General features: G+C 38.5%; 21 protein-coding genes. 15 read left to right on the forward strand and 6 right to left on the reverse strand.

The window, feature by feature from the left end; all coding sequences use genetic code 11:
* Positions 1-11: 11 nt before the first annotated feature.
* Entirely contained in the window at positions 12-1,073 is a 1,062-nt protein-coding gene (locus QGM71_RS10430) for a sulfite oxidase (protein ID WP_327607485.1), read from the reverse strand.
* Positions 1,074-1,396: 323 nt separating this feature from the next.
* Here QGM71_RS10430 and QGM71_RS10435 point away from each other — a divergent pair, with 323 nt between their 5' ends.
* The 8 genes from QGM71_RS10435 (at position 1,397) to QGM71_RS10470 (ending at position 9,127) form a co-directional block, all read left to right on the forward strand.
* Positions 1,397-2,155 (forward strand): hypothetical protein, encoded by a 759-nt coding sequence (locus QGM71_RS10435; RefSeq protein WP_327607486.1) that lies wholly within the window; start codon positions 1,397-1,399, stop codon positions 2,153-2,155.
* A gap of 125 nt (positions 2,156-2,280) precedes the next feature.
* A complete protein-coding gene (locus QGM71_RS10440) occupies positions 2,281-2,730 on the forward strand; it encodes a DUF2243 domain-containing protein (RefSeq protein ID WP_327607487.1) in 450 nt (149 codons plus the stop codon).
* 12 nt (positions 2,731-2,742) lie between these two features.
* The gene (locus QGM71_RS10445) at positions 2,743-3,189 is read left to right on the forward strand and encodes a hypothetical protein (protein WP_327607488.1); all 447 of its coding nucleotides are present in this window, start codon (positions 2,743-2,745) and stop codon (positions 3,187-3,189) included.
* 229 nt (positions 3,190-3,418) lie between these two features.
* Entirely contained in the window at positions 3,419-5,023 is a 1,605-nt protein-coding gene (locus QGM71_RS10450) for a glutathione ABC transporter substrate-binding protein (protein WP_327607489.1), read from the forward strand.
* Between the two features lie 328 nt (positions 5,024-5,351).
* The gene (locus QGM71_RS10455) at positions 5,352-7,016 is read left to right on the forward strand and encodes a transglutaminase domain-containing protein (protein WP_327607490.1); all 1,665 of its coding nucleotides are present in this window, start codon (positions 5,352-5,354) and stop codon (positions 7,014-7,016) included.
* A 32-nt stretch (positions 7,017-7,048) separates the two neighbouring features.
* Positions 7,049-7,273 (forward strand): hypothetical protein, encoded by a 225-nt coding sequence (locus QGM71_RS10460; protein WP_327607491.1) that lies wholly within the window; start codon positions 7,049-7,051, stop codon positions 7,271-7,273.
* Positions 7,274-7,484: 211 nt separating this feature from the next.
* Complete coding sequence (locus tag QGM71_RS10465; protein WP_327607492.1) at positions 7,485-7,979, forward strand: sigma-70 family RNA polymerase sigma factor; 495 nt, start codon at positions 7,485-7,487, stop codon at positions 7,977-7,979.
* Positions 7,976-9,127, forward strand: a complete 1,152-nt coding sequence (locus QGM71_RS10470; protein ID WP_327607493.1) for an anti-sigma factor — start codon at positions 7,976-7,978, stop codon at positions 9,125-9,127. Before QGM71_RS10465 ends, QGM71_RS10470 begins: the two co-directional genes overlap by 4 nt.
* Positions 9,128-9,172: 45 nt before the next feature.
* Here QGM71_RS10470 and QGM71_RS10475 read toward each other — a convergent pair whose 3' ends face one another.
* Positions 9,173-9,826, reverse strand: coding sequence for a lysoplasmalogenase (locus QGM71_RS10475; RefSeq protein WP_327607494.1), 654 nt, complete (start codon positions 9,824-9,826; stop codon positions 9,173-9,175).
* 435 nt (positions 9,827-10,261) lie between these two features.
* Between QGM71_RS10475 and QGM71_RS10480 the strand changes: the two genes are divergently transcribed.
* The 4 genes from QGM71_RS10480 (at position 10,262) to QGM71_RS10495 (ending at position 13,957) form a co-directional block, all read left to right on the forward strand.
* A complete protein-coding gene (locus tag QGM71_RS10480; RefSeq protein WP_327607495.1) occupies positions 10,262-10,840 on the forward strand; it encodes an NADPH-dependent FMN reductase in 579 nt (192 codons plus the stop codon).
* Between the two features lie 25 nt (positions 10,841-10,865).
* Positions 10,866-11,504 (forward strand): NADPH-dependent FMN reductase, encoded by a 639-nt coding sequence (locus QGM71_RS10485; protein WP_327607496.1) that lies wholly within the window; start codon positions 10,866-10,868, stop codon positions 11,502-11,504.
* 271 nt (positions 11,505-11,775) lie between these two features.
* Positions 11,776-12,096, forward strand: a complete 321-nt coding sequence (locus QGM71_RS10490) for a nucleoside triphosphate pyrophosphohydrolase (protein ID WP_327607497.1) — start codon at positions 11,776-11,778, stop codon at positions 12,094-12,096.
* Positions 12,097-12,646: 550 nt separating this feature from the next.
* A complete protein-coding gene (locus tag QGM71_RS10495) occupies positions 12,647-13,957 on the forward strand; it encodes a S8 family peptidase (protein WP_327607498.1) in 1,311 nt (436 codons plus the stop codon).
* A gap of 93 nt (positions 13,958-14,050) precedes the next feature.
* On the opposite strand, the gene lgt is transcribed toward QGM71_RS10495, so the two are convergent.
* The 4 genes from lgt to QGM71_RS10515 all read right to left on the reverse strand — a co-directional run bounded on the left by lgt (position 14,051) and on the right by QGM71_RS10515 (position 17,697).
* On the reverse strand, positions 14,051-14,872 hold the full coding sequence (gene lgt, locus QGM71_RS10500; RefSeq protein WP_327607499.1) for a prolipoprotein diacylglyceryl transferase: 822 nt from the start codon (positions 14,870-14,872) through the stop codon (positions 14,051-14,053).
* A gap of 245 nt (positions 14,873-15,117) precedes the next feature.
* Positions 15,118-16,221, reverse strand: a complete 1,104-nt coding sequence (locus tag QGM71_RS10505; RefSeq protein WP_327607500.1) for a class II aldolase/adducin family protein — start codon at positions 16,219-16,221, stop codon at positions 15,118-15,120.
* A gap of 3 nt (positions 16,222-16,224) precedes the next feature.
* Positions 16,225-17,463 (reverse strand): zinc-dependent alcohol dehydrogenase, encoded by a 1,239-nt coding sequence (locus QGM71_RS10510; protein WP_327607501.1) that lies wholly within the window; start codon positions 17,461-17,463, stop codon positions 16,225-16,227.
* 93 nt (positions 17,464-17,556) lie between these two features.
* Positions 17,557-17,697 carry a hypothetical protein gene (locus QGM71_RS10515; protein WP_327607502.1) on the reverse strand — a complete coding sequence of 47 codons (141 nt, stop codon included), beginning with the start codon at positions 17,695-17,697 and terminating at the stop codon, positions 17,557-17,559.
* Between the two features lie 815 nt (positions 17,698-18,512).
* Between QGM71_RS10515 and QGM71_RS10520 the strand changes: the two genes are divergently transcribed.
* From QGM71_RS10520 to QGM71_RS10530, 3 genes are all read left to right on the forward strand, one after another.
* Positions 18,513-19,103: a lysophospholipid acyltransferase family protein gene (locus QGM71_RS10520; protein WP_327607503.1), complete on the forward strand. Its 591-nt coding sequence runs from the start codon at positions 18,513-18,515 to the stop codon at positions 19,101-19,103.
* Between the two features lie 175 nt (positions 19,104-19,278).
* Positions 19,279-20,151 carry a YegS/Rv2252/BmrU family lipid kinase gene (locus QGM71_RS10525; protein WP_327607504.1) on the forward strand — a complete coding sequence of 291 codons (873 nt, stop codon included), beginning with the start codon at positions 19,279-19,281 and terminating at the stop codon, positions 20,149-20,151.
* Positions 20,152-20,226: 75 nt separating this feature from the next.
* Positions 20,227-21,114: a diacylglycerol/lipid kinase family protein gene (locus tag QGM71_RS10530; RefSeq protein ID WP_327607505.1), complete on the forward strand. Its 888-nt coding sequence runs from the start codon at positions 20,227-20,229 to the stop codon at positions 21,112-21,114.
* Positions 21,115-21,218 lie beyond the last annotated feature (104 nt).

A 21,218-nucleotide genomic window follows, 5' to 3' on the forward strand; every position in this document is an offset into this window, starting at 1 on the left:
AATGTAATCCTTCATTCTATCTTAATAACTACCGTGTCGATTGCATTGTACCCATATCCTTTCCTGTTCCACATGGCTTCAGGTGGCTGTGTGCGATTAAAGGAATCAGTCGCTTTTGCCATAAGCGTATATTCTCCTTTCTTAGAGATCTCCCATTCATAGGACCAATTTATCCATTCATAATTTGCATTATAAGGGCGATCAATAACTGCTCGTATCCAGGTTTCCCCATGATCTACACTTAGCTCTACTTTGGAAATAGTTCCTTTTCCTGTCCAGGCAATTCCCTTAATAATGTGTAATCCGGTATCCAGAACCTCTCTGTTCAACGGTTGCTGGATAATAGAATTAACACGATTGTAAGTAACCGGGTAAGCTCCCGCATCGCTTTCTTTCTGTGGGTAATAAACATAGTCAATGGACTGAAAAGGTCCGTGGAATTTCTTGTTAATTATCCTTATTTGTTTGATCCACTTTACAGAGGCCATGGCATACCACTGCGGAACAATTAATCGTAACGGGAAACCATGTTTGAAAGGAATAGGTTTATCATTATATGCATAAGCGATGATCGTATCAGGGTGCAACGCTTTCTCGATGGGCAAGCTTCTCATATAGGAAAAAGTATGATCTATGTCTGTTCTATTTCCATAATCATACCCCTCTGCCACAACTTCTGTTGCATCATGCTTAAGCCCTGTAACATTCAAAAGGGTTTTTAGCGAAACACCCTTCCATCTCCCCATACTGAGGGCACCTTTTTCCCATTGCTCACCAAACACCTTAGGTTTAAACAAATTACGTTTATTGCCCGCACACTCCAAGACGACTTTAACTGTATGGGAAGGCATTTGAACCAGATCTTTGAATGAAAATAAAATGGGTGTATGCACTGCTCCAACTATAGGCAGCCAATAGCTGGAGTTGGTCAGCGATGGGTAGGTAAAATGATTACGTCTGAAAAATAAGTCGGTCTGCAAATGATCTTCAGGCAGGAAGGAAATCGGGGTTTCCTGATTCTCAGGCAGTAAACTGCGAACAATTAAGTTTAGGTCAGAATAATTTTTAGACATGTAAACCTCCAGTAGTAAGTGATAATCATATATATGTACACTCCATCCTAGTTACTACTTCAGTTAACGTTGGATAATGGGGAAATTATAATTTCACTAAATTCTTAACGGAGCCACTGTTCACATATAATGCTCCAATCTCTCTCCAATAATGGATAGATGATAAACGAATTCAAGTTGGCTTTTTAGGAAGATAATACATTCCCAGAGAACAGCGTCAGCGGGAGAGGCTGACCTATCGTAATATCTGTAATAATTGTCCCCCCTTATAATAAAATGCATAGGATACTACAGTAAATGCATTAAAAGGGTGTGTGGAAAAGATGGGATTGTTTATTAACCGGGATAGCCACCGTGCCATCTATAAAAATGATGGCATTCTTAAAGAACCGAACCAAGGTTATTTTAGAAAAGACCACCTTTCAGAACTGTTAAAAGAACAGCAAAAAGTAAATGATATGTTAACTAATTCACTTCAGGGGCTAAAGTTTTTATATGAAAAACAAGGGCACACGCATGAGGAGCGATGGGAAAAAGTCAGCAAGCAATTACATGGTTTAAGGGCAAGTAATCTGGAGCACGAAAAAATAGAGAATCATGTCATAAAGCAGTTAAAGAAAGTAGAAAATGATAACCAAAAACTGCATCTTATGATGGAAGAAGGGATTTTAACTGAAAAGGACCTGTTGAAGCGGATAAGCCAGATGAGCCAAACAAATCAGGAAGTTGTTACTCAATTAAGTGCCTACGCATCTGCAAATGAGCAATTGCTGTTGAAAATGGAAGAGCAGCATAATTTGCAAAAGCAGATGGCCGAACAAATCGCAAAACAAGACGGCGTACAAGAGGAAGTAGTGACACGACTGGAAAGCCAGGAAGCAGTAACAGAGAAAATTTCAAGACAAATAGAGTATTTTCGTTCGGTACTCTTTGAACGTACAAATCATTTGGTTGAAAAAATTGAGGATGGCTATAAAAATACTACTTCTTATGTCACTAGATTAATTACTGGATCTGATGGAAATAGTAAAAATTACATGATGAATCAAGAGCAGAAGGAAAAACAAAATAGTAACAAGTAGCTGCATACCAGGCATACAACAACACCTATGCCTGGTATTTCCTTTGGCGTCAAATACAGGTTAGTTTCTATTCTAACTGGATATAATGACTTCTAGCAATCTAATTTGATGGAGGGTAATTTAAGGTGAGTATTCGAACGAAAATCAGCCTAATGACAATTGGAAGTTTTATTTTGGGTTTTGGGTTCATGGGTGCAATGGACGGGATTATCTTCCACCAGTTACTACAGTGGCATAGTGTGGTCATGGAAACGACACGATCCGGGCAAATCATCAGTGATGGAGTATTTCATTTCGCGGTAACAATTACATTAGTAGCAGGCGGGGTTCTTCTATGGCTGGCAGGTAAGCCAACAGACCTGCCAAAAGGAATTAGACTGTTGGTTAGTATGTTTCTTATTGGAAGTGGAACATTCAATATTATTGAGGGGATTATCAACCATCATCTGCTGCAAATTCATAGAGTGAAGCCAGGTGATCCCAATGCACTTGCATATGATCTGGCATTTCTCGCCTTAGGGGCTCTGTTAGTTATTGTTGGAATGATAATTAAGCGTAATATAAACAGAAAATAAGGGGGCAAATACATGTATCGGGTCATAAGTTTCATTGTTATTTTCCTTTTTGTAGCTGCTTTATTATTTTTACATAATCAGAATAGTCATTATACATCGGGTCACACAGAAGGACATACCTATGAAACGGTAGAAATACCAGCTGGAGAAGAAATTCCCTCCATTGATGGATCTGTACATCAAGATCACTCTGGTTCCTGGTTTGTACGAATTGAAACAGATAATTTTAGCTTTGCTCCGGAAAAGGTTGGGCTGGAAGAGACGAATTATAAAGAAGGGCATGCACATTTATATATCAATGGAGAAAAAGTGAATCGAATGTATGGAGACTATTATAATTTGGATTATCTTGATAAGGGTAGGAACACGGTGAAAGTATCTCTTCATGCAAATAATCACGGGATTTACATGTATGCTGGAGAGGAGATTGCTTTCGAAAATGAATTTCACGTGGAATAATACCTGGCATATTATGTCGGGCATATGTTGTTTTCGATGAACTAACCTATGAAAAATGTTCATATTAACGTACTCGTTTGAAGTGAAAATATTCAATTTTGAATCAATTTTATATTAATTTCATGGAATCCGAAAATTGTACTTTCAATTATGGCCAAGGTATAATGATGTTCGAAATAGTCGAATAATTATATTGAGACTATTAATTAATTTAGTACAGGGGGATTCCATGTTTAAGAGAAGTTCGTACCAATTATTTTTACTATTACTAACATTAACAGTCGTACTAGCGGCCTGTGCTAGTGAACCGGATGATGATGCAAGTTCAAACGGTGATGATGCAGGAACGACTAGCGAGGGCGAGTCTGGTGGAGATTTAATTGTAGCCACAGGGTCTGACGCAGCATCGCTTGATCCTCATACCTCGAGTGATGTCCCATCAGGGAATATTCAAATTAATATCTATGAAACCTTAGTGAAATTTAACGAGGATATGGAATTAGAGCCACTATTAGCTGAAAGCTGGGATGCAGTGGAGGATAACGTCTGGGAGTTTAAACTTCAAGAAGGAGTTACATTCCACGATGGATCTGAGTTTAATGCCGAAGTAGTAAAACAGAATATTGAGCGGATTCTAGATGAAGAGTTAGCCTCTCCGCGTAGAGTCTTGTTTGATTTAATTGATGAGGTTGTGGTTGTGGACGAGTTTACTGTGCAGGTTGTGACGGAGTTTCCATTTGCGCCACTCCCAGCACATTTTGCTCATTATGCATCCAGTATCCTTAGTCCAGATATAATTGAAGCTGATTTTGCAGCGGTTGAAGAAGGAGATCAGCATGGGACATATATAAATGAGAACCCAGTAGGTACAGGAATTTTCGAATTCGGAGACTGGGAACCAGGTACACAAATTATACTGAATAGAAATGATGACTACTGGGGAGATGCAGCAAAGGTAGATACAGTTACCTTTAAAGTCGTCCCGGAAGATTTAACCCGAATTGCTGAATTGGAGACGGGAGAATCCCATATAATCGATCCAGTTACACCAAGTGATTTAGCGCAAGTTGAGGAAAGAGATGGTATGGAAGCATACATAAGAAATGCTGCTAGTATCTCATACTTAGGGTTTAATATGGAAAAAGAACCATACGATGATCTAAGAGTCCGACAAGCCATTGCAATGGTTATTGATAAAGATCTGATCATTGAAGGTATTCTGGAAGATACCGGTGAGAAAGCAGTTGGTCCAATCAATGATACTAACTTTGGTTACAGTGATCAGGTAGAAGGGATTGAACGTGATCCTGAAAAGGCAAAAGAATTACTGGCTGAGGCAGGATATGAAGATGGTTTTGAAACGACGATTTGGACAAATGACAGTCGTGAACGAATGGATATCGCTACGATGACACAGGAAGAATTAGCGCAAATTGGTATTGATGCCGAAATAAATGTAGTTGAATGGGGAGCCTATTTGGACAGCACTGCTGCTGGAGAACATGATATGTTCATTCTTGGGTTATCACTTGGAACGGGCGATGCAGATTATCCAATGCACATGCTGTTCCACTCAGAAAACGTGGGCTCAACTGGTAATCGTACATTTATGGTAGATGAGACATTTGATGAAATGCTGCACGAAGCACGCATTGAACAAGATGAAGATGCACGTCTACAGTTGTATATTGACGCTACGAATTATTTAAACGAACAAGTGCCAATGGCCTTTTTATATCACCCGGCTCATATTATGGGGCACCGTGAAGAAGTACAAGGATTCTGGGCAGACGCATCCGGCTTATATCAGCTTAGGGATGTAACAATTCAATAATTACTAGTTATGAAAAAGTGTCAGGTATTGCCTCGTGCAAACCTGACACTTTTTAGAAAGATAGGAGTATAAAATTTTTGGCTGCAATTAATTCTTACACTTAAACAGCCACGTCCAGCTCCAGCGCCCATCACCTATTGTCCTTCCGGAAACCTCCTTACGATAAGTCAACATCGATTCGCATACGCTCATCGTGTTTCCTTTATCTCATACGGTTCCGTCCAGGACATACGGTGATAAACGGCCGCTTGCGCTTTTGTTCTATGTTCATATATCATGGTTTCATAGTATGATAGGAGTAACTATTTTTAACAAGCGGGGTGCCGATGTGAAACGAATTTGTCTTGTACTATTTATGATAGTGGGTTTTGTTATAGCTGGCTGCTCTAACGATGATCCTATAGAAGAGGTAAAGGATGATAGAGCGCTAGATGGGGTGGCAACAGAAGAAATCGAAAGTGCCGATATACAGCTAACCAGTTATGCTGAGGAAATAGGCTTTTCGTTGTCAACACCAAAGAAGGAAAAGTTTAATGCGAATACAAAGGTGGATATCAAGGGGAAGATAGAAGCGGATAATTTGAGTGGTGACTATATATGGGTAGTCATAACGCGTGAGGAAGCAATAGAAGAGCTTGAAACAAGCGACTTTACATACTACATAGATCTACAAGAGGGTTCATTTTCAAAGCAGATGACGCTCCATCACGGTGCGGGAAATTATCAGGTGAGTGTGAGGGTGCCGAGCAACAAATCGGATGAAGTAGGGAAATATTATGAAACAGCCTCATTCCAAGTAGTTAATCAGGATGAAGCTATCAAGCGGGAGGTAGAGTATACGGAGTTTGGTATACAGCACACCCTTCAAATGACCAATCCTGTGCGGGGAATAGAAAGTTCTGAAGGAAGTGTATCTATCGAAGGAACTGTGCCAGCAGATCATGCAGGAGAAATGGTTCTTGTTCAGGTAGAGAAGGATAATGAAAACAGACAAATTCTTTTTCCTATTAAGGAGAGTAGATTCACCGGAGATATCCCATTGTACTTTGGAGAAGGTATCCACGTTATCCGAGTCCAATTATTTAATGAGGACGATCAGATGTATTATGAATCTGCATCTTATTACGCAGACAATCAGATAGAGATGACGTTTGCTGAGATGGAGAAATTCAATCAGTACGTCAGTCGTGGCGTTACTCTTCATGAACCAGCATGGGATACGGTATCAATCCAGAATAAACAGGAATATCGTGTTGCAGGAGAAATAGATCCTAGCGCTCCAGGAGCAGATGATATCACGTATGTCATGGTAAGTGTGAATAAAGATGACGAGGAATCGGGTTATCTTATTCCCGTAAAAGATTATCAATTTGATGGTCTGGCTTATTTTAGGTTTGGTCCTGGAAATTATGAAGTGACGATTAATGTCCCAGATAATGAAAAACAGGATCAATCCATGTTTTATTATCAGGGTGTAGCCAGAGTTCAGCACGAGGTCACAGATATAGCAGATGAGCGCGGTTTGCTTCCATCGAGAGGAATAGAGTCCAATCACCCAACCATTGTTACAAAAGCTGAAGAAATTACAGCTGGGCTGGAAAGTGACCGGGAGAAAGCAAAAGCAATCTATCAATATGTTACACAGCATGTCGCTTATGATGTGGAAAAAGCTGCAAATGATACGTTCAATATCGGGGACAGTGCATTAACCACACTTGAATCAGGTATTGGTATTTGTCAGGATTATGCATTTCTTGCGACAGCTCTATTGCGGGCAATTGGAATGGAGTCACATTATGTGGAAGGGTATGCAGGTGAGCGTCATGCTTGGGTAGAAGTAAATGTCGACGGTAATTGGCTGGAAATGGACCCGACATGGGGAGCGGGTTACGTGCAGGATGGTGTTTTTCATTTTCATTATAATGAAGATTACTTTGATCCAGAACCTGCTTTTCTAGCAGAAACACATACGCGAGATGGAATTATGTATTAAGGAAGATATAAAAAATACCCGGGGGTTTGCAGATGAAGCTTTTTAGAAATATGTCCCAATCTGAGGTTGTTAATTGGAAAAAAGGAGCAGTACTTGGCTTTTATACTTATATGCTGCTGTTATTCATAAATCAAACTTACTCCCTGTTTTCAGTAAGGGAGCCATTGTCTTCAACCTTCGTCTTTTGGACGGGATTGCTGGTAGCTTTTGGTTATCAGTACTTATTGGATTTAAGAGCGAAAAGGAAAGATAAATAACCGGTACTAAGTTCCGATATCTTCCGGCAGTTTCTGAAGGATAGCAATGAAGCATTTGTCTGAAAACAGGTGCTTATTTTTATTTTCTGGTTATTCCTCACAATGTCTACGTCACGGTTCACATCAACAACTGGTTATAAAAACAACCTTATTTTAAAGTTGTTGTTACCTTTTTGATTCTTATCCGTGTTATTAAGGAGGGGAGGAGCAAATGAAAGAAAATATAGATGACTTGTATAAAGCTTATTTTCATGATATTTATCGCTTTCTCCTTTCTCTTTGTCATGATCATCATACAGCAGAGGATCTGGTACAGGAAACATTTTTTCGGGCTCACCTTTATATTGAAAGTTACGAAGGAGAAAACGTAAAAACCTGGTTATTTACAGTGGCACGAAATGCATTTATAGACTATTACCGTAAGCATAAGAAAATTATTGTTAAGGAACAAGGCTTTTTTATGACGTTATTTGACAGGAACCGGGCGGCTATAGATACCTTAGTGATTCAAGACGATGTGAAAGAGATTATTAATAGGTTGGCAGAATTACCAGAAAAGCATCAGCATGCAGTCCTATTACATGACTTTCACGAATTATCATACAAAGAAGCGGCACAGGTCATGAATGTGTCCCAACCTCATTTTAAGGTATTACTTTTCCGGGGCAGACAGGCAATCAGGCGAAGGAAGGCGGGGGAAAGATGAGCGATGAATTTAAAAAGAAATTAGAAGCCTATGAAAAAGGGGCTCTACCTGAAGCTGAACTAGCAGAATTTGAAAAGGATTTGGAAAAGCTGGAAAGTTATCAGGAATTTCTGGAAGAAACTAAAACAATTGAAAGTAATGGTACCACTATTAACGAAAAAAAGAAGCAAAAAATTTTAAGAAGAGGTAAATGGAAGGCCAGACTACAGACAGCTATAACTGCATTGGGAATATTCCTTCTATTTACGATTGTTTCATCCATACTAACTGCCATTTACTACTCTTGGGGATCGCCGGATCGCTTGGATGTATACAGGAGTATTATTGACCATACGCTGACAGTTACAGAACCTTACGGATATATGGGAAATACGAGTACAAATTCCAAGCTTTATTTTGGTCTGGAAGCAACGAGAGATATCCAGAAAGGGGTGGGGAATGAAACGAAAAAAGTTGGCGAGATGGAAATAAATTTCTTCTTTTCCATGATGGGCTACCCAGAGCGAGAATACTATGGAGATCCTTCCCAGAACAATTTCTTTTTTTCTTATCCCGGGTCAGAGGTGGGGGACTGGTCGGACTGGAATAAGTTGGAGAAGCTTCCTGAAGGCACTGTCGTTTCAGCGCATGTTTCTTTTGCTGAGCTGTTGGAAACAGATGAAGTTTTTCAGTTATTGGAAGGAAAAGAGATTAGATTGACTTGGCTGGCAGTCGATACTGGTTTAGAGGCAAACAATGAATTTAATGATGGAGTAATCCTTGATCCAATTGGCTTTCCAAGCTTTCCTATTTGGCATGAGGAAGACATGATATTAAATTCCAGGGAAGAAGAAAAAGGGCTATTTGGCAGTAAAATAGTCTCGGAGTCTTATTCATCCCCGGATTACGAGGAGGGAGAAGAGGGAATTCTTCAACAGCAATTTCTAAAAACCTTATATTTTCTAAAAGACCATGAACGTAAAGTGAATAATCTTGTTTTTGGGAAATTAGAGCTTTCTGAACGAATTGACTATCTTGAAAAAAGTGGATTTCAGCATTATGGAGTAGTTATAACTGGACCAACCAAGGAAGTGTTAAAGCTCAAGAATGAATCGTGGGTTGGGGAATTAAAAGTGGATGAAGTGAGTTTTTGGAATTGGGATAACTAAGTATGGGAGAGTACAGGAACGACCCCCACTCTCCCCCTATTAAAGCTACCAAACAATTCTGTTACTTCCCTTCACAATTGACCAGAGACTATGTGCGATCAGGAACTGCGCGCTATAATAAGTAATCATAATAAGTTCACCAGAAAAGTTTACAGGAGCAACGAACATATTCCACGCCAATATCGAATCCGAAACAACAAACAACAGACTTCCTAACGTTGCCCACTTATTCCCTGTCATAATTGCAGACCAGGCCATCAGTGAAATGGTGATAATGTACAGGAGCACTGGAATCATTAATCCTTCATTTCCAGTACTGTTTAAGGAAGCGAGCAATTCTCTTCCTATGTAAAACCCATACACTCCAATAGGAAGAATCATCCCAAAGCGAATCATCGAAAATTTCCACTGTGTCAGAAAACCAACTGTATAGAAAAGATGACCGATGAGAAATGCTGTCAGGCCTACAACGAACCAATGTAATGTTCCGTCTCCAATGATGGAGAAAAATAAACCGATGATAATCAGCCAATGTGTAAGCGACTTTTTCTTAGGAGATTGCCTCACTGCATATAAAATAATCATCGTCATTGGGATTAGCTTAAAGAAAAGCTTAAAAATAAATGGTTCAGGAGGTACGATGAAAATGTACAATAAGCTCATTACAAGAATTAACATTGGCAAACGGTTGGTTGGCATGTAAACACATCCTATCTGAATGGTTAATCTTCAAATGTACCTTTTACAATTGCTTCTGAATTCTTAATCATGTGCTGCCCATTAGCAAGTACATGTTCAATTTCTAAGGTTTCTTTATCTAAAAGCAGTATATCTGCATCAAATTCCTCAAGCAGCTGCCCTTTTGTAGAAAGTGCCAGTGCTCTAGTCTCCTTTTACCCTTCTACGTGCTTGTTAGTCTTATTTTAGCACAACATGTAGTAGAGGTAGATTAACAGACTGATTGTTTGGGTAAAACCTTTCAACTTGTTAATTACTTTTTATTACTTTATGATAAAAAATAAGCATATAGATTGATTTTCGTTTTTAAGGATGTTACTATACATTATGTTGAAATGAAATATTGAATTCAAAATAAACGAATTCATATCAAATGTAACTACAGGAGGAATTATCATGTTAAAAATAGGAATTGTACTTGGAAGTGTTCGTCAGGGTCGTAACGGAGAAGCTGTTGCTAACTGGACATACGATTTTGCTACAAAACGTAATGACGATGTAGAATATGAAGTGGTTGATCTTGTTGACTACAATCTGCCAATGTTGGGTGCAGCAGTACCAGAAGCAGCACAACAAGAAGCAGAAGCAGCTATTAAAGGCTGGTCAGAAAAAATTGCTTCATTCGACGGCTTTATCTTTATTGCACCAGAATATAATCATGCAGTAGGTGGAGCATTTAAAAATGCACTAGACTACTTGAAACCAGAAGTAAGCAACAAAGCAGCTGGCTTTGTAGGTTATGGTAGCTTGGGTGGTACGCGTGCACACGAAAATCTTCGTCTAATTTTAGGTGAACTGCAAGTTGCAGACGTACGTGCAGCAGTAAACTTCTCACTCATGACAGACTTTGAAAACATGAGTGTCTTCAAACCTGCTGATTACCATGCAGCTAATGCAAATGAAATGCTTGACCAAGTTATCTCTTGGAGCGGTGCATTAAAAAAAGTAAGAGAAAAAATCGCAGTTAATGCGTAAATACTAGAAATTAGGATGGTGCCATATGGGCTTTTTAGATAAATTATTTGGTAGATCACCTAAGAAGGATGGAGAAACCATGTCAAACTTAAAAATAGGAATTGTACTTGGAAGTGTTCGTCAAGGTCGTAACGGGGAAGCTGTTGCTAACTGGACATACGATTTTGCTACGAAACGTAATGATAATGTGGAGTATGAAGTGGTCGATCTTGCAGACTACAAACTTCCAATGTTGGGTGCAGCTATTCCAGAAGCGGAACAACAAGAAGCAGAAGCAGCTATTAAAGGTTGGTCAGAAAAAATTGCTTCATTCGACGGTTATATCTTTATTGCACCAGAATATAATCATGCAGTAGGTGGAGCATTTAAAAATGCACTAGACTACTTGAAACCAGAAGTAAGCAACAAAGCAGCTGGCTTTGTAGGTTATGGTAGCTTGGGTGGTACACGTGCACACGAAAATCTTCGTCTAATTTTAGGTGAACTGCAAGTTGCAGACGTACGTGCAGCAGTAAACTTCTCACTCATGACAGACTTTGAAAACATGAGTGTCTTCAAACCTGCTGATTACCATGCAGCTAATGCAAATGAAATGCTTGACCAAGTTATCTCTTGGAGCGGTGCATTTAGAGAATTAAGAGTAGAAGAACCTGTAAGTGTCTAAGAAGGATAAGGCTATTTTGATTTCAGAAGACCCTGTTTCTTCGTAATAGTAATGTAAAAAAAAAGGAGTGACATCCAGATTAGGTTGTCGCTCCTTTGTTTTTGTAGTTAGAATAATGGTCTTGAATATAGATAGTATTCGTATTTTTTTCATGGGAAACAGAATAGAACTTAATGATAAGTAAGCCAAGAAATGTTATGCTTTAAAATACACAATACTTATCCTAGTATGTATAGTAACAAGAACTAACCAATATGTAAGGAGAATTATTATGCCAACATACAATAAACTAATCCGTGACAGAATACCTGCAATGATTGCTATGACGGGGAAAGAAGCGAATACTACTACTCTTTCCGATAAAGATTATGTCGAAGAACTGAAAAAGAAAACAAAAGAAGAGCTTCAGGAGTATTTAGCCGCTGATAATGACCAGGATGCATTGGAAGAGCTGGCTGATATGCTTGAATTAATTCACGCACTGACAAAAGTACATGGCAGTACGGTCGAAGAGCTGGAGGTAATCCGTGAAAAGAAGGCGGAACAACGCGGTGGTTTTAATGAAAGAGTGTTTTTAATCGATGTAGAGTAATTATTATTTTGGGATGCGAGTAATTGAATGCAATACGATATGATCTAAAGGATACAAAGTATATGATTTCCCCCTACCATGGTGATTTCCACTATGGTATTTTTATGTAGTTAACGTAGATTGTTTTCTTATAAAAGAACAAGACGTTAAAATGCATTAACAAAAATACATTGTTGTTTTTACTAAATATCATGCGTTGGTAAGCAGGATAAACATATCAAATTAAAACTTTTGGAACATTGTCTGATAGATTTCTCACACATAGTTCATTATACCTCAATAGACTCTGATAAATTGCTATCAAAAATAGTAAAGATGATGGATTGTTCCTTATGCAACAGATTGATATACTTTAATTGAGGGAAAATTCAAACTTTGAATCACACTTTATCCCGTATGAACGGGCATTAAACCAAACGGAAAATGATAGGTGGGGAGCCCTTGTTCATACCCTTGTGGTATGACTCCGTAAATATCCGATTCGTTCAGCTAACCATCAGTAGGGATAAGCCCCCTCTGATGGAATCCACACTTTATAAGGAGGAGAAAAATGAGTAACAGGAAAAGAGTATGGTTTGAAGATACTGGCCGGAAGCTGGATCCAGGGTTGGTGGAACAATTACGGGTCAACCGGAAAGACGACCCGGATGAAACGAGTCATAGAGAAATACCTATCATCGTATACTTCAAAAAGAACTGCGAAAAAGAAAAGAAAGACGACCTCATTCAAATCTGCAATACAGATTCCCATAACAAACTAGATAGAGAACTGCGCAGTGTTAATGGTGCACATGGTCACTTAACACCGGGCATGATCAAACATATCAAAGACCATGAAGCAGTAGAACGTATTTTTTATGACCGTATCGTAACTGCTTTTCTTGATGTAGCGAGTAAACAAATAGGAGCTACAACCGTTCATGAAAAACAGGGTTTAACAGGAAAAGATGTTACCATGGCGATTATTGATACAGGCGTTTACCCACACGAAGACTTTACAAAACCGACGAATAGAATTGTGGCATTTAAGGATTTTGTAAATGATCGGGAAGACCCTTATGATGACAACGGTCATGGGACCCATTGTGCAGGTGATGCTGCTGGAAATGGCCACATGTCAGACCAGAAGTATGTCGGACCTGCCCCAGATGCCTTAATCATCGGTCTAAAGGTTTTAGACGAAAATGGTAGTGGAAGACTATCAACAATTATGGAGGGGATTGAGTGGTGTATCGATCACAAGCAAGAATATAATATAAAAATTATCTCCCTTTCGCTTGGCGCCCCAGCATACGAATCTTTCAGAGATGACCCATTATCACTAACAGCCCAAGATGCCTGGCATAATGGCATTGTCGTTTGTGCAGCCGCAGGAAATAGTGGCCCAGCAGCTTCAACTATAAGTACTCCTGCTATTGATCCATTTATAATAACTGTAGGGTCAACAGATGATCAGGATACCTTAGAGCGAGCGGATGATGTTATTGCGGATTATTCAAGCAGAGGTCCTACCATTGACACGTTTGTAAAACCAGATATCTATTCACCAGGCACAAATATTATAGCAGCATTAGCACCAGGGTCTGCATTGGAAACACAATTACCTGAGCAGATAACAGATGTAAACTATATTCAACTATCCGGCACATCGATGGCAACACCTATTTGCGCTGGAGTAATCGCCCTTATGTTAGAGGCTAATCCAAATCTTAGTCCGAATGATATTAAAAGCATCTTAAAAGCTACTTCCCATCCGACACTTGATGATCTATGGGGCTATATTCACGTGGAAAGTGCGGTGGATATGGCTAAAAAATATCTGAATCCAGTGTCGCCTGAAGTAAGTCTGGAAGGCGGATAATATACTATTCTAGTAGCTCCTATATGGTAAACGCATGTATGTAAACCGATATACTTTCCCCTTTTTGTATTCCCATGCGAAAAGGGGTTCACGTTAACCTACACTATTGTCTAAATAGCGTATATCTGCATATCCTTTTTTACGGCGGCACCAAATAATAATTATCGATGCTAGAATGAGTATGACGGAAATAAATTGGGCCATCCTTAAATTTTCCGTTAACATTAAACTATCCGTTCTCATACCTTCGATAAAGAAACGACCGAACGAGTAGTACATGATATATATTAAAAACAACTCTCCCCGTCTTAAATTTGTACGGCGGAGTAGTATCAACAAAATAAAACCTGCAAAATTCCATAAAGATTCGTATAAAAATGTAGGATGATAATATGTCCCGTTTATGTACATCTGATTGATGATAAAATCGGGTAGATGCAGATTCACAAGAAATTCTCGCGTCACCGGTCCTCCGTGGGCTTCCTGGTTGATAAAATTCCCCCAGCGGCCAATTGCCTGGGCTAAAAGGAGGCTTGGTGCTAAAATGTCGGCAAGCTTCCAGAATGAAATGCTTCGCAGCTTTGCAAATACTATCATCGACAACACAGCTCCGATCAATACACCGTGCATAGCTAGTCCGCCATTCCAGATAGCAATAATTTGTCCGGGATGATCTACATAATATTCCCACTGAAAAACGACGTAATAAATTCGTGCAAATATAATCGAAATTGGAATCCCAATAGTCATGAGATCGACAAAGGTTTCTTTCGGCAGACCGCGCCGCTCGCTTTCGCGTGTGGCAACCCACAGACCAAGAAGTGCGCCAGAAAGGATCATAACAGCGTACCAGTGAAGTTGTAACGGACCGAGTTCGATCACAACTGGGTTGATCGCTCCAATACCAGTTTCCATATAACCCCTCCTAGATTATTAAACGTAAACCATATCCAATTGGCTTTGAAGAGTTGCTGTCAGCTACGTGTAGAAATGTTCACACAACCCTATTGACTTGAATTTTCACCAAGGCACAATTTTCATCATCTGGTTCAAGAAGTGCATATTGAAATAGTAATGGGTCGCATTATTTCTACAACGTGATGGCAAAGAAAAACCAAATTTTTCAAGTTCGATTAAATCAGCCTTGCGTGGAAATGTAGTTAGACCATAGGTACTTGTGAAACGACCTTTCCTTCAATACGTTCAAATATATCATCCAAATCATGACCTGTAATCGTAAGACCATGATTCTTCAATCCAATGACGGCCCTCGAAGGATCATCAGCATTGCGCACTAGCTCCGATACCGCCTCAGCCAATTGAATGGTTCCACAAGGATAATTAATCTCTGTTGCTTCTATACCATCCATCCACGCATGAATATGAACAATCGCTCCAACATTAGGGTGTTCCTTATAAATCATCCAATGTTCAATCGCGTCCACAGAGGCTCTCTTTGGAGTAATGTTAGGTGGAACGCTGATTTTCATTGCGTTATTCCCCGCATTAAATCCAGTTATATATAAAATATCCTGTCCAACATTTCGCATATCTGCTTTGTTGACACCACTTGCACTCATCCAGAAGTTTTTTTCATCTTCCCTGCTGCTCAGGTTACCATAACTCAAACCACCGATTCCATATAATCTTTTCAACTGCCTCATATCACGTGAGGTCAAATAATTTTCCAAAGGAAACGGGGCAGGCAACAAATTCATATCATCCAATTTCTTACCGGATAAGTACATTTTTTTTGTGAATTGATTTCCACCCCATAAACTTTCATGGAGATCATCGTTAAATTCATTGTTAATGATTAATTGAGAAGAGGCAACAGGTTCCAACCTTTCATAAACCTTTTGGAAGAAGGACTCCGTCTCCCCATTTTCATACTCTAGTTTATAAAAGCCTTGTTCAGGTGTAACAAAATAAATATTTGTTTGACTATGATTATGTAGAATATAAATTAAGTGATTTGACAAGGATCTTATTAAAAAAGGGTAGGCAGATTCAAACGTATTGCTAGGTTGGCTCTCCCGTTTATCTAGATGTCTCTCGATGATCGAAACGACAAATGTTGCTTGTGCTTTTCGGCGAAATGGACGCGGCTTTTCCTGGTCAAGTATATTAAATACAACTCTTATATTATCTACCGGCTCCTGACAATAGTCGTATCCTTCTGTCGAAAATTTATGCTTTAATCCTTCAATAAACCATGTAAGAAAAGGACTTTTCATGTCCCCTGCTATTGTAAACTGATTCAATTTTTATTCCTCCTTATTTTGTGGTTCGAATACCACTTTCATTGCTGCTCGAGTACCTTTATTTGAAGCTGTAATTAAAGCTTCTCTATAATCCTCAAGAGGGAATCGATGAGTAATTAATGGCGAAAGATCAACTTTTCCAAGACGCATTAATTCGATCGCAATATCAAACGTTCTTACCCTTTTTCCTTGATAATCCTCTGTACTATAAGCAAAGCTTCCTTTAATCTCTAACTCATTCAGCCATATCGCCGTCCAATCAATACCGTCCATAATTCCGGCAAGTCCTACAAGAACGACTTTTCCACCACTTTTTGAAAAACGAAGTCCATCATTGATACTTTGCTTTCTACCAACACACTCATAGACAATATCAGCACCACCCTGTATTACTTCCGGCCCAAATATCGGCTTTAATACCTTGCCATTAAAGGATTTTGCTAAATCATGAGTATACGTTGATTTACGCAAAAAAATAACTTCATCTGCCCCATAATTACGAGCAAACTCGGCCTGGAGATTATGTTTAACTAAAGCGACAATTTTACAATCTATATCAAGGGATCGAATAGCTGCAATAATACAAATCCCAATTACTCCACCTCCAATAACAAGGACGGTATCCTCCTTAGTTGGTGGATTCTGCAAAACACTGTGTAAGGCACAACTAAAAGGTTCAACCATGGCTCCATTTAAATCTTCTATTTCATGAGGGAGTTTAAATACCTGACTTTTATGTGCAACCAGATAGGAGCTCCAGCCACCACCTGTGTCACGGCAGGAACCGATTAGTAATCCGGGTGATAGATTCCCTTCCGCTTTATGGTCACATAAACTGAAATGACCTTCGCGACATGCAGGACACAGATTTGAAAAACCTCTTGGTTCACATGAGAGAATTGGGTCAATCACTACCCGATCCCCACTATTTAATTGGGATACCTGAGACCCGACTCCAGTAATTTCCCCAACAATTTCGTGACCAATGGTAAAAGGAAATGAAGCAAACGTCGAAGCAGATGGACTATCATTTAGAAAGATGAGATTAAGGTCACTGCCACATATACCACCATATTTCACTTTCACCTTTACCCATTCCTCATTCGGAAGCTCTGGTTCTGGCCCTTCACCAACTCGTAAACATGAAAACTTTGAATTCCAATATTGGGAAGGCATTAATCTCCCTGCTACTTTACTAAAAGCATAGCGTGGTAACGTATAATCGAATTGCAACTCTTTCAATCTATATCACCTTGTTCCTTAAACAACTAATTAACCCCATGTTGTCCAAGTAGACTTCTATTTATTCATGACTTGACCATAAAATTGAAACCCTTACTTTTCATCATTTAAAGAAGGGTTTTCTTGATTACTACTTGACTTATTTTCTTCCATTTCTTTCAGGGCCTCATCATAATCAAAATCAATTAACGCCTGAATCAATTGATTTATGTTGGCAGTGATACCTCTTAACAAAGTTTAATCACCTACTTTTTAAAGGATGTGGCGTTATCACCGGCCAGCGCCCAGGGACTAGTAAGACTTCCTTCACCGCCGTAATTTAACTCAACATTGGCTCCCTAGGGATAAGGAAGGCCGACAAAAACCGGGCTTTACGCCTTTGTTGGTCTGTTTTCTTATAGATGTTAATTTACATCAGATGTTCTATGTCTAATCATTATTTTTTACAAAAATAATTTTTATATACAAGTTACTTAAAAATGCTGTAAATGGATTAAAAATTCTCAATCATACTATCGTAGAAAAAAGCGGCATAACCTGCGTATCCCGAAATTAATTTCAACATGGAACCTATCTACTTATACAGTTAATGTAAAAGGACCGAATTATTATCAATGGCAAGTTTATCGCAATTCAACTTTGGAAATAATAGACACAATAACGTCTGGCAAGGACTGGGATTTAATGATAGCTTCACTGCTAACAAAAAATGATTTCACATTTTATCAAAGATCCTAGAATTGGTTTTGTAGCCTGGAAAGACGGTCAGAGGAATCATGTATTATTTGGAGAATCAGATAGTGAACTTACATTTTAAGCGAATGGACAATATACCGATCACTATCATCAGAATTGGGGAATAAGTGGAAATTTGTCCGTATTGGATCTCTCTGTTTACATGAAGAAGATTACCTCACATCAATGATTTTTACTGGGACAGACATAGAACTTAAACATGAACGCATTGCAGATTTTAAAGGATACTCGAACAAACAAATCATTAAAATTGTATTTACTAACAAACAACTTAAAGGTGAGAATCGTCCAACATGTTATATGCAATAGTAAAGCCAATTGCAAAATTATTCATACATTCAAAATTTCGGGTTGAAGTTATTGGTAAGGAAAATATCCCGGAACATACAGCATTTATTGTAGCAGCTAACCATAGTAGCAATTATGATCCCATACTACTATCTTGTATAATAAAAAGAGAAATTCATTTTATGGCAAAAGTAGAATTATTTCGCAACAGGTTATGTAAATATTTCTTTTCTGAGATCCATGCTATCCCCATTGATCGCCAAAAGGGTATTGTAATACGACCTGTCCGTAATGTTTTGAAGGTTCTTGACCGCGGAGAAGTCTTTGGGATTTTTCCAGAGGGGAGAAGATGTAAGAACGGAGAGATTATTCAACCTAAAAAAGGTGTTGCTTTTTTTGCATGTAAAACGAATGTTCCAATAGTACCCGTTGCCATCGTTGGAGTAAAAAAAGGATATCGAACTCCGGTAAAGATTATAATCGGGTCAAAAATAAATGTGAACCATTTAAATATATCCGACTACTCTACGCTCGCCTTGCATGTCATGAATAAAATTAGAGAACTTCAAACAAACAATAGCGAGAGTGATTTTTGAAAACAGGAAAGCATAAAATTTTTGGCTGCAATTAATTCTTACAATTAAACAGCTACGTCCGGCTCCTCCTTACGATAAATTAACATCGATTCGCTACGGATGAGGAAGGCCGACTAAAACCGGGCGCTTGCGCCTTTGTTAAAAGGAGGTTTTTTTTATAAATAAACAAGCTTTGTTGGTTTACAATCCTGTTTCGGGGAAGAAGAAAAACCATAAAAATTTGGATCTTTTATTAAAAAAACTTTTAGAAATTGGTTATCAAGTTACGGTCTATTCATCCATGGAATTAAATAACCATGATAACGCGATTAAAGAAGCGTGTGAAAACAAATGGGATACCATCTTTATTGCAGGTGGTGATGGCACGGTAAACCACACACTTCAATATGTAGCGGAGCAAGCATATAGACCAAAAGTGGGGGTATTCCCATTTGGTACTAGCAATGAATTTGCAAAATTTATTGGAATTCCTACTAACATTAAAGAAGCCGTATCTGTTATCGAAAGAGGACAAACAAAAACCGTTGATATCGGGAAGTTTGGCAACCAATACTTTGCCAACATTGCAGCAGCGGGTTGGTTAACAGATATTACATATAAAACTTCACCTTTTCTTAAATCATACTTTGGTGAGTTTGCTTATAGTCTGTACTTTATAAAAACATTACTGCTGGCAAAACAACCTGGAGAAATTTCAATTCGTGTTTCTCCTCATATGGAGCTGTCTGATCTCTCTGTTTTTTTAATTATGAACGGAAATTCTGTTGGACCATTAGAACGACTTATCAATACGACAACACACCTTAATGATGGTTATTTCCACCTTCTTACTTGTAAAAAAACGAATCGCTTTCAATTGCTTTTAGCCTTACTCGCAAAGATTTTACATATTACAGACAATGTTTCCACCATAAACTATACCCAAATCAACTCGGGTTCTTTTAAAATACCTGAATCATTAATGGTAAATCTTGATGGTGATCAATCTCAAGTAAATAGTATGGAGTTTAAGGTTCTACCACATCATCTCCGTGTATTTATCCCTTAAGGGAAGATATTTTTGAGATTGTTGATATATAAAGAACAGGAAGATTCATAAAAACTTTCATAATAGGTGATGAAAATGTATTGTTTTATAGTAAATAAATCTTCTGGTAGTGGAAGAGCTAAGAAAATCGCGTATCATATCGAAAACACACTTCAGGAAAAATGCATTCGTTATCGTATACTGTATACACGACAACCTAATCATGCTACGAAATTAGTTCAGGAAATGGTACAAAAAAAAGAAGTGAAGGCTATTATTGCGGTAGGCGGGGATGGTACGGTCCATGAGGTAATTAACGGACTAGTCGGTTCTGATATACCATTAGGAGTTATTCCAGCAGGATCAGGAAATGATTTTTGCAGAGGTATGGGTATACCACTTCAATACAATAAAGCATTAGAACGTATTTTGAAAGATGAACGGAAGGTTATTGATGTTGGACGCATTAACGATAAATTCTTTGCCACAATAGTTGGGGTAGGTTTTGATGGACAGGTGGCACAGGAAACAAATAATTCCCAAAATAAAAGAGTGTTGAATTTAACTAGAATGGGTAGCATCTCCTACATTATTAATGTATTGAAAGTTTTGCTTTATTATAAACCTACGAGTGTTGATTTACATCTTGATCAGAAGCTAACCACACATCAAAATGTATGGTTAATTGCAATTGCCAACTCACCATTTTATGCAGGAGGAATGATGATTTGTCCTGATGCTAAAAATAACGACCAACTTTTTGATGTTTGTATTGTTAAAGGAATTTCAAGGTGGAAGCTTTTACGAATTTTCCCGTCTGTTTTTAAAGGAAAACATATTTACCATTCCTGTATTACTACATTAAAAGCAAAGGAGCTGAATATTACTTCAAATGTCCCCATGACGGCGCATGGTGACGGGGAAATCATTGGTACTACCCCATTTAAAATAATGATTATCCCATCAACCCTAACTGTACTCTGATATTCTGTTGGAAACAGGTTATTTCCGCGCAAAAAATGTATTTCCTTTTCAAGGACGTAGCAATAGAGTCGAAATCCTATAACCTATACCTCTCAGGAGAAAAG

Origin of the sequence: Virgibacillus tibetensis, assembly GCF_036026595.1 — a bacterium.
Taxonomy (GTDB): domain Bacteria; phylum Bacillota; class Bacilli; order Bacillales; family Amphibacillaceae; genus Virgibacillus_P; species Virgibacillus_P tibetensis.

Bases quoted from the DNA above. Each gene is read 5' to 3' on its own strand.
- QGM71_RS10430 (WP_327607485.1), bottom strand. From the start codon at position 1,073: ATGTCTAAAAATTATTCTGACCTAAACTTAATTGTTCGCAGTTTACTG.
- QGM71_RS10435 (WP_327607486.1), top strand. From the start codon at position 1,397: ATGGGATTGTTTATTAACCGGGATAGCCACCGTGCCATCTATAAAAAT.
- QGM71_RS10445 (WP_327607488.1), top strand. From the start codon at position 2,743: ATGTATCGGGTCATAAGTTTCATTGTTATTTTCCTTTTTGTAGCTGCT.
- QGM71_RS10450 (WP_327607489.1), top strand. From the start codon at position 3,419: ATGTTTAAGAGAAGTTCGTACCAATTATTTTTACTATTACTAACATTA.
- QGM71_RS10460 (WP_327607491.1), top strand. From the start codon at position 7,049: ATGAAGCTTTTTAGAAATATGTCCCAATCTGAGGTTGTTAATTGGAAA.
- QGM71_RS10465 (WP_327607492.1), top strand. From the start codon at position 7,485: ATGAAAGAAAATATAGATGACTTGTATAAAGCTTATTTTCATGATATT.
- QGM71_RS10470 (WP_327607493.1), top strand. From the start codon at position 7,976: ATGAGCGATGAATTTAAAAAGAAATTAGAAGCCTATGAAAAAGGGGCT.
- QGM71_RS10475 (WP_327607494.1), bottom strand. From the start codon at position 9,826: ATGCCAACCAACCGTTTGCCAATGTTAATTCTTGTAATGAGCTTATTG.
- QGM71_RS10480 (WP_327607495.1), top strand. From the start codon at position 10,262: ATGTTAAAAATAGGAATTGTACTTGGAAGTGTTCGTCAGGGTCGTAAC.
- QGM71_RS10485 (WP_327607496.1), top strand. From the start codon at position 10,866: ATGGGCTTTTTAGATAAATTATTTGGTAGATCACCTAAGAAGGATGGA.
- QGM71_RS10490 (WP_327607497.1), top strand. From the start codon at position 11,776: ATGCCAACATACAATAAACTAATCCGTGACAGAATACCTGCAATGATT.
- QGM71_RS10495 (WP_327607498.1), top strand. From the start codon at position 12,647: ATGAGTAACAGGAAAAGAGTATGGTTTGAAGATACTGGCCGGAAGCTG.
- lgt (WP_327607499.1), bottom strand. From the start codon at position 14,872: ATGGAAACTGGTATTGGAGCGATCAACCCAGTTGTGATCGAACTCGGT.
- QGM71_RS10520 (WP_327607503.1), top strand. From the start codon at position 18,513: ATGTTATATGCAATAGTAAAGCCAATTGCAAAATTATTCATACATTCA.
- QGM71_RS10530 (WP_327607505.1), top strand. From the start codon at position 20,227: ATGTATTGTTTTATAGTAAATAAATCTTCTGGTAGTGGAAGAGCTAAG.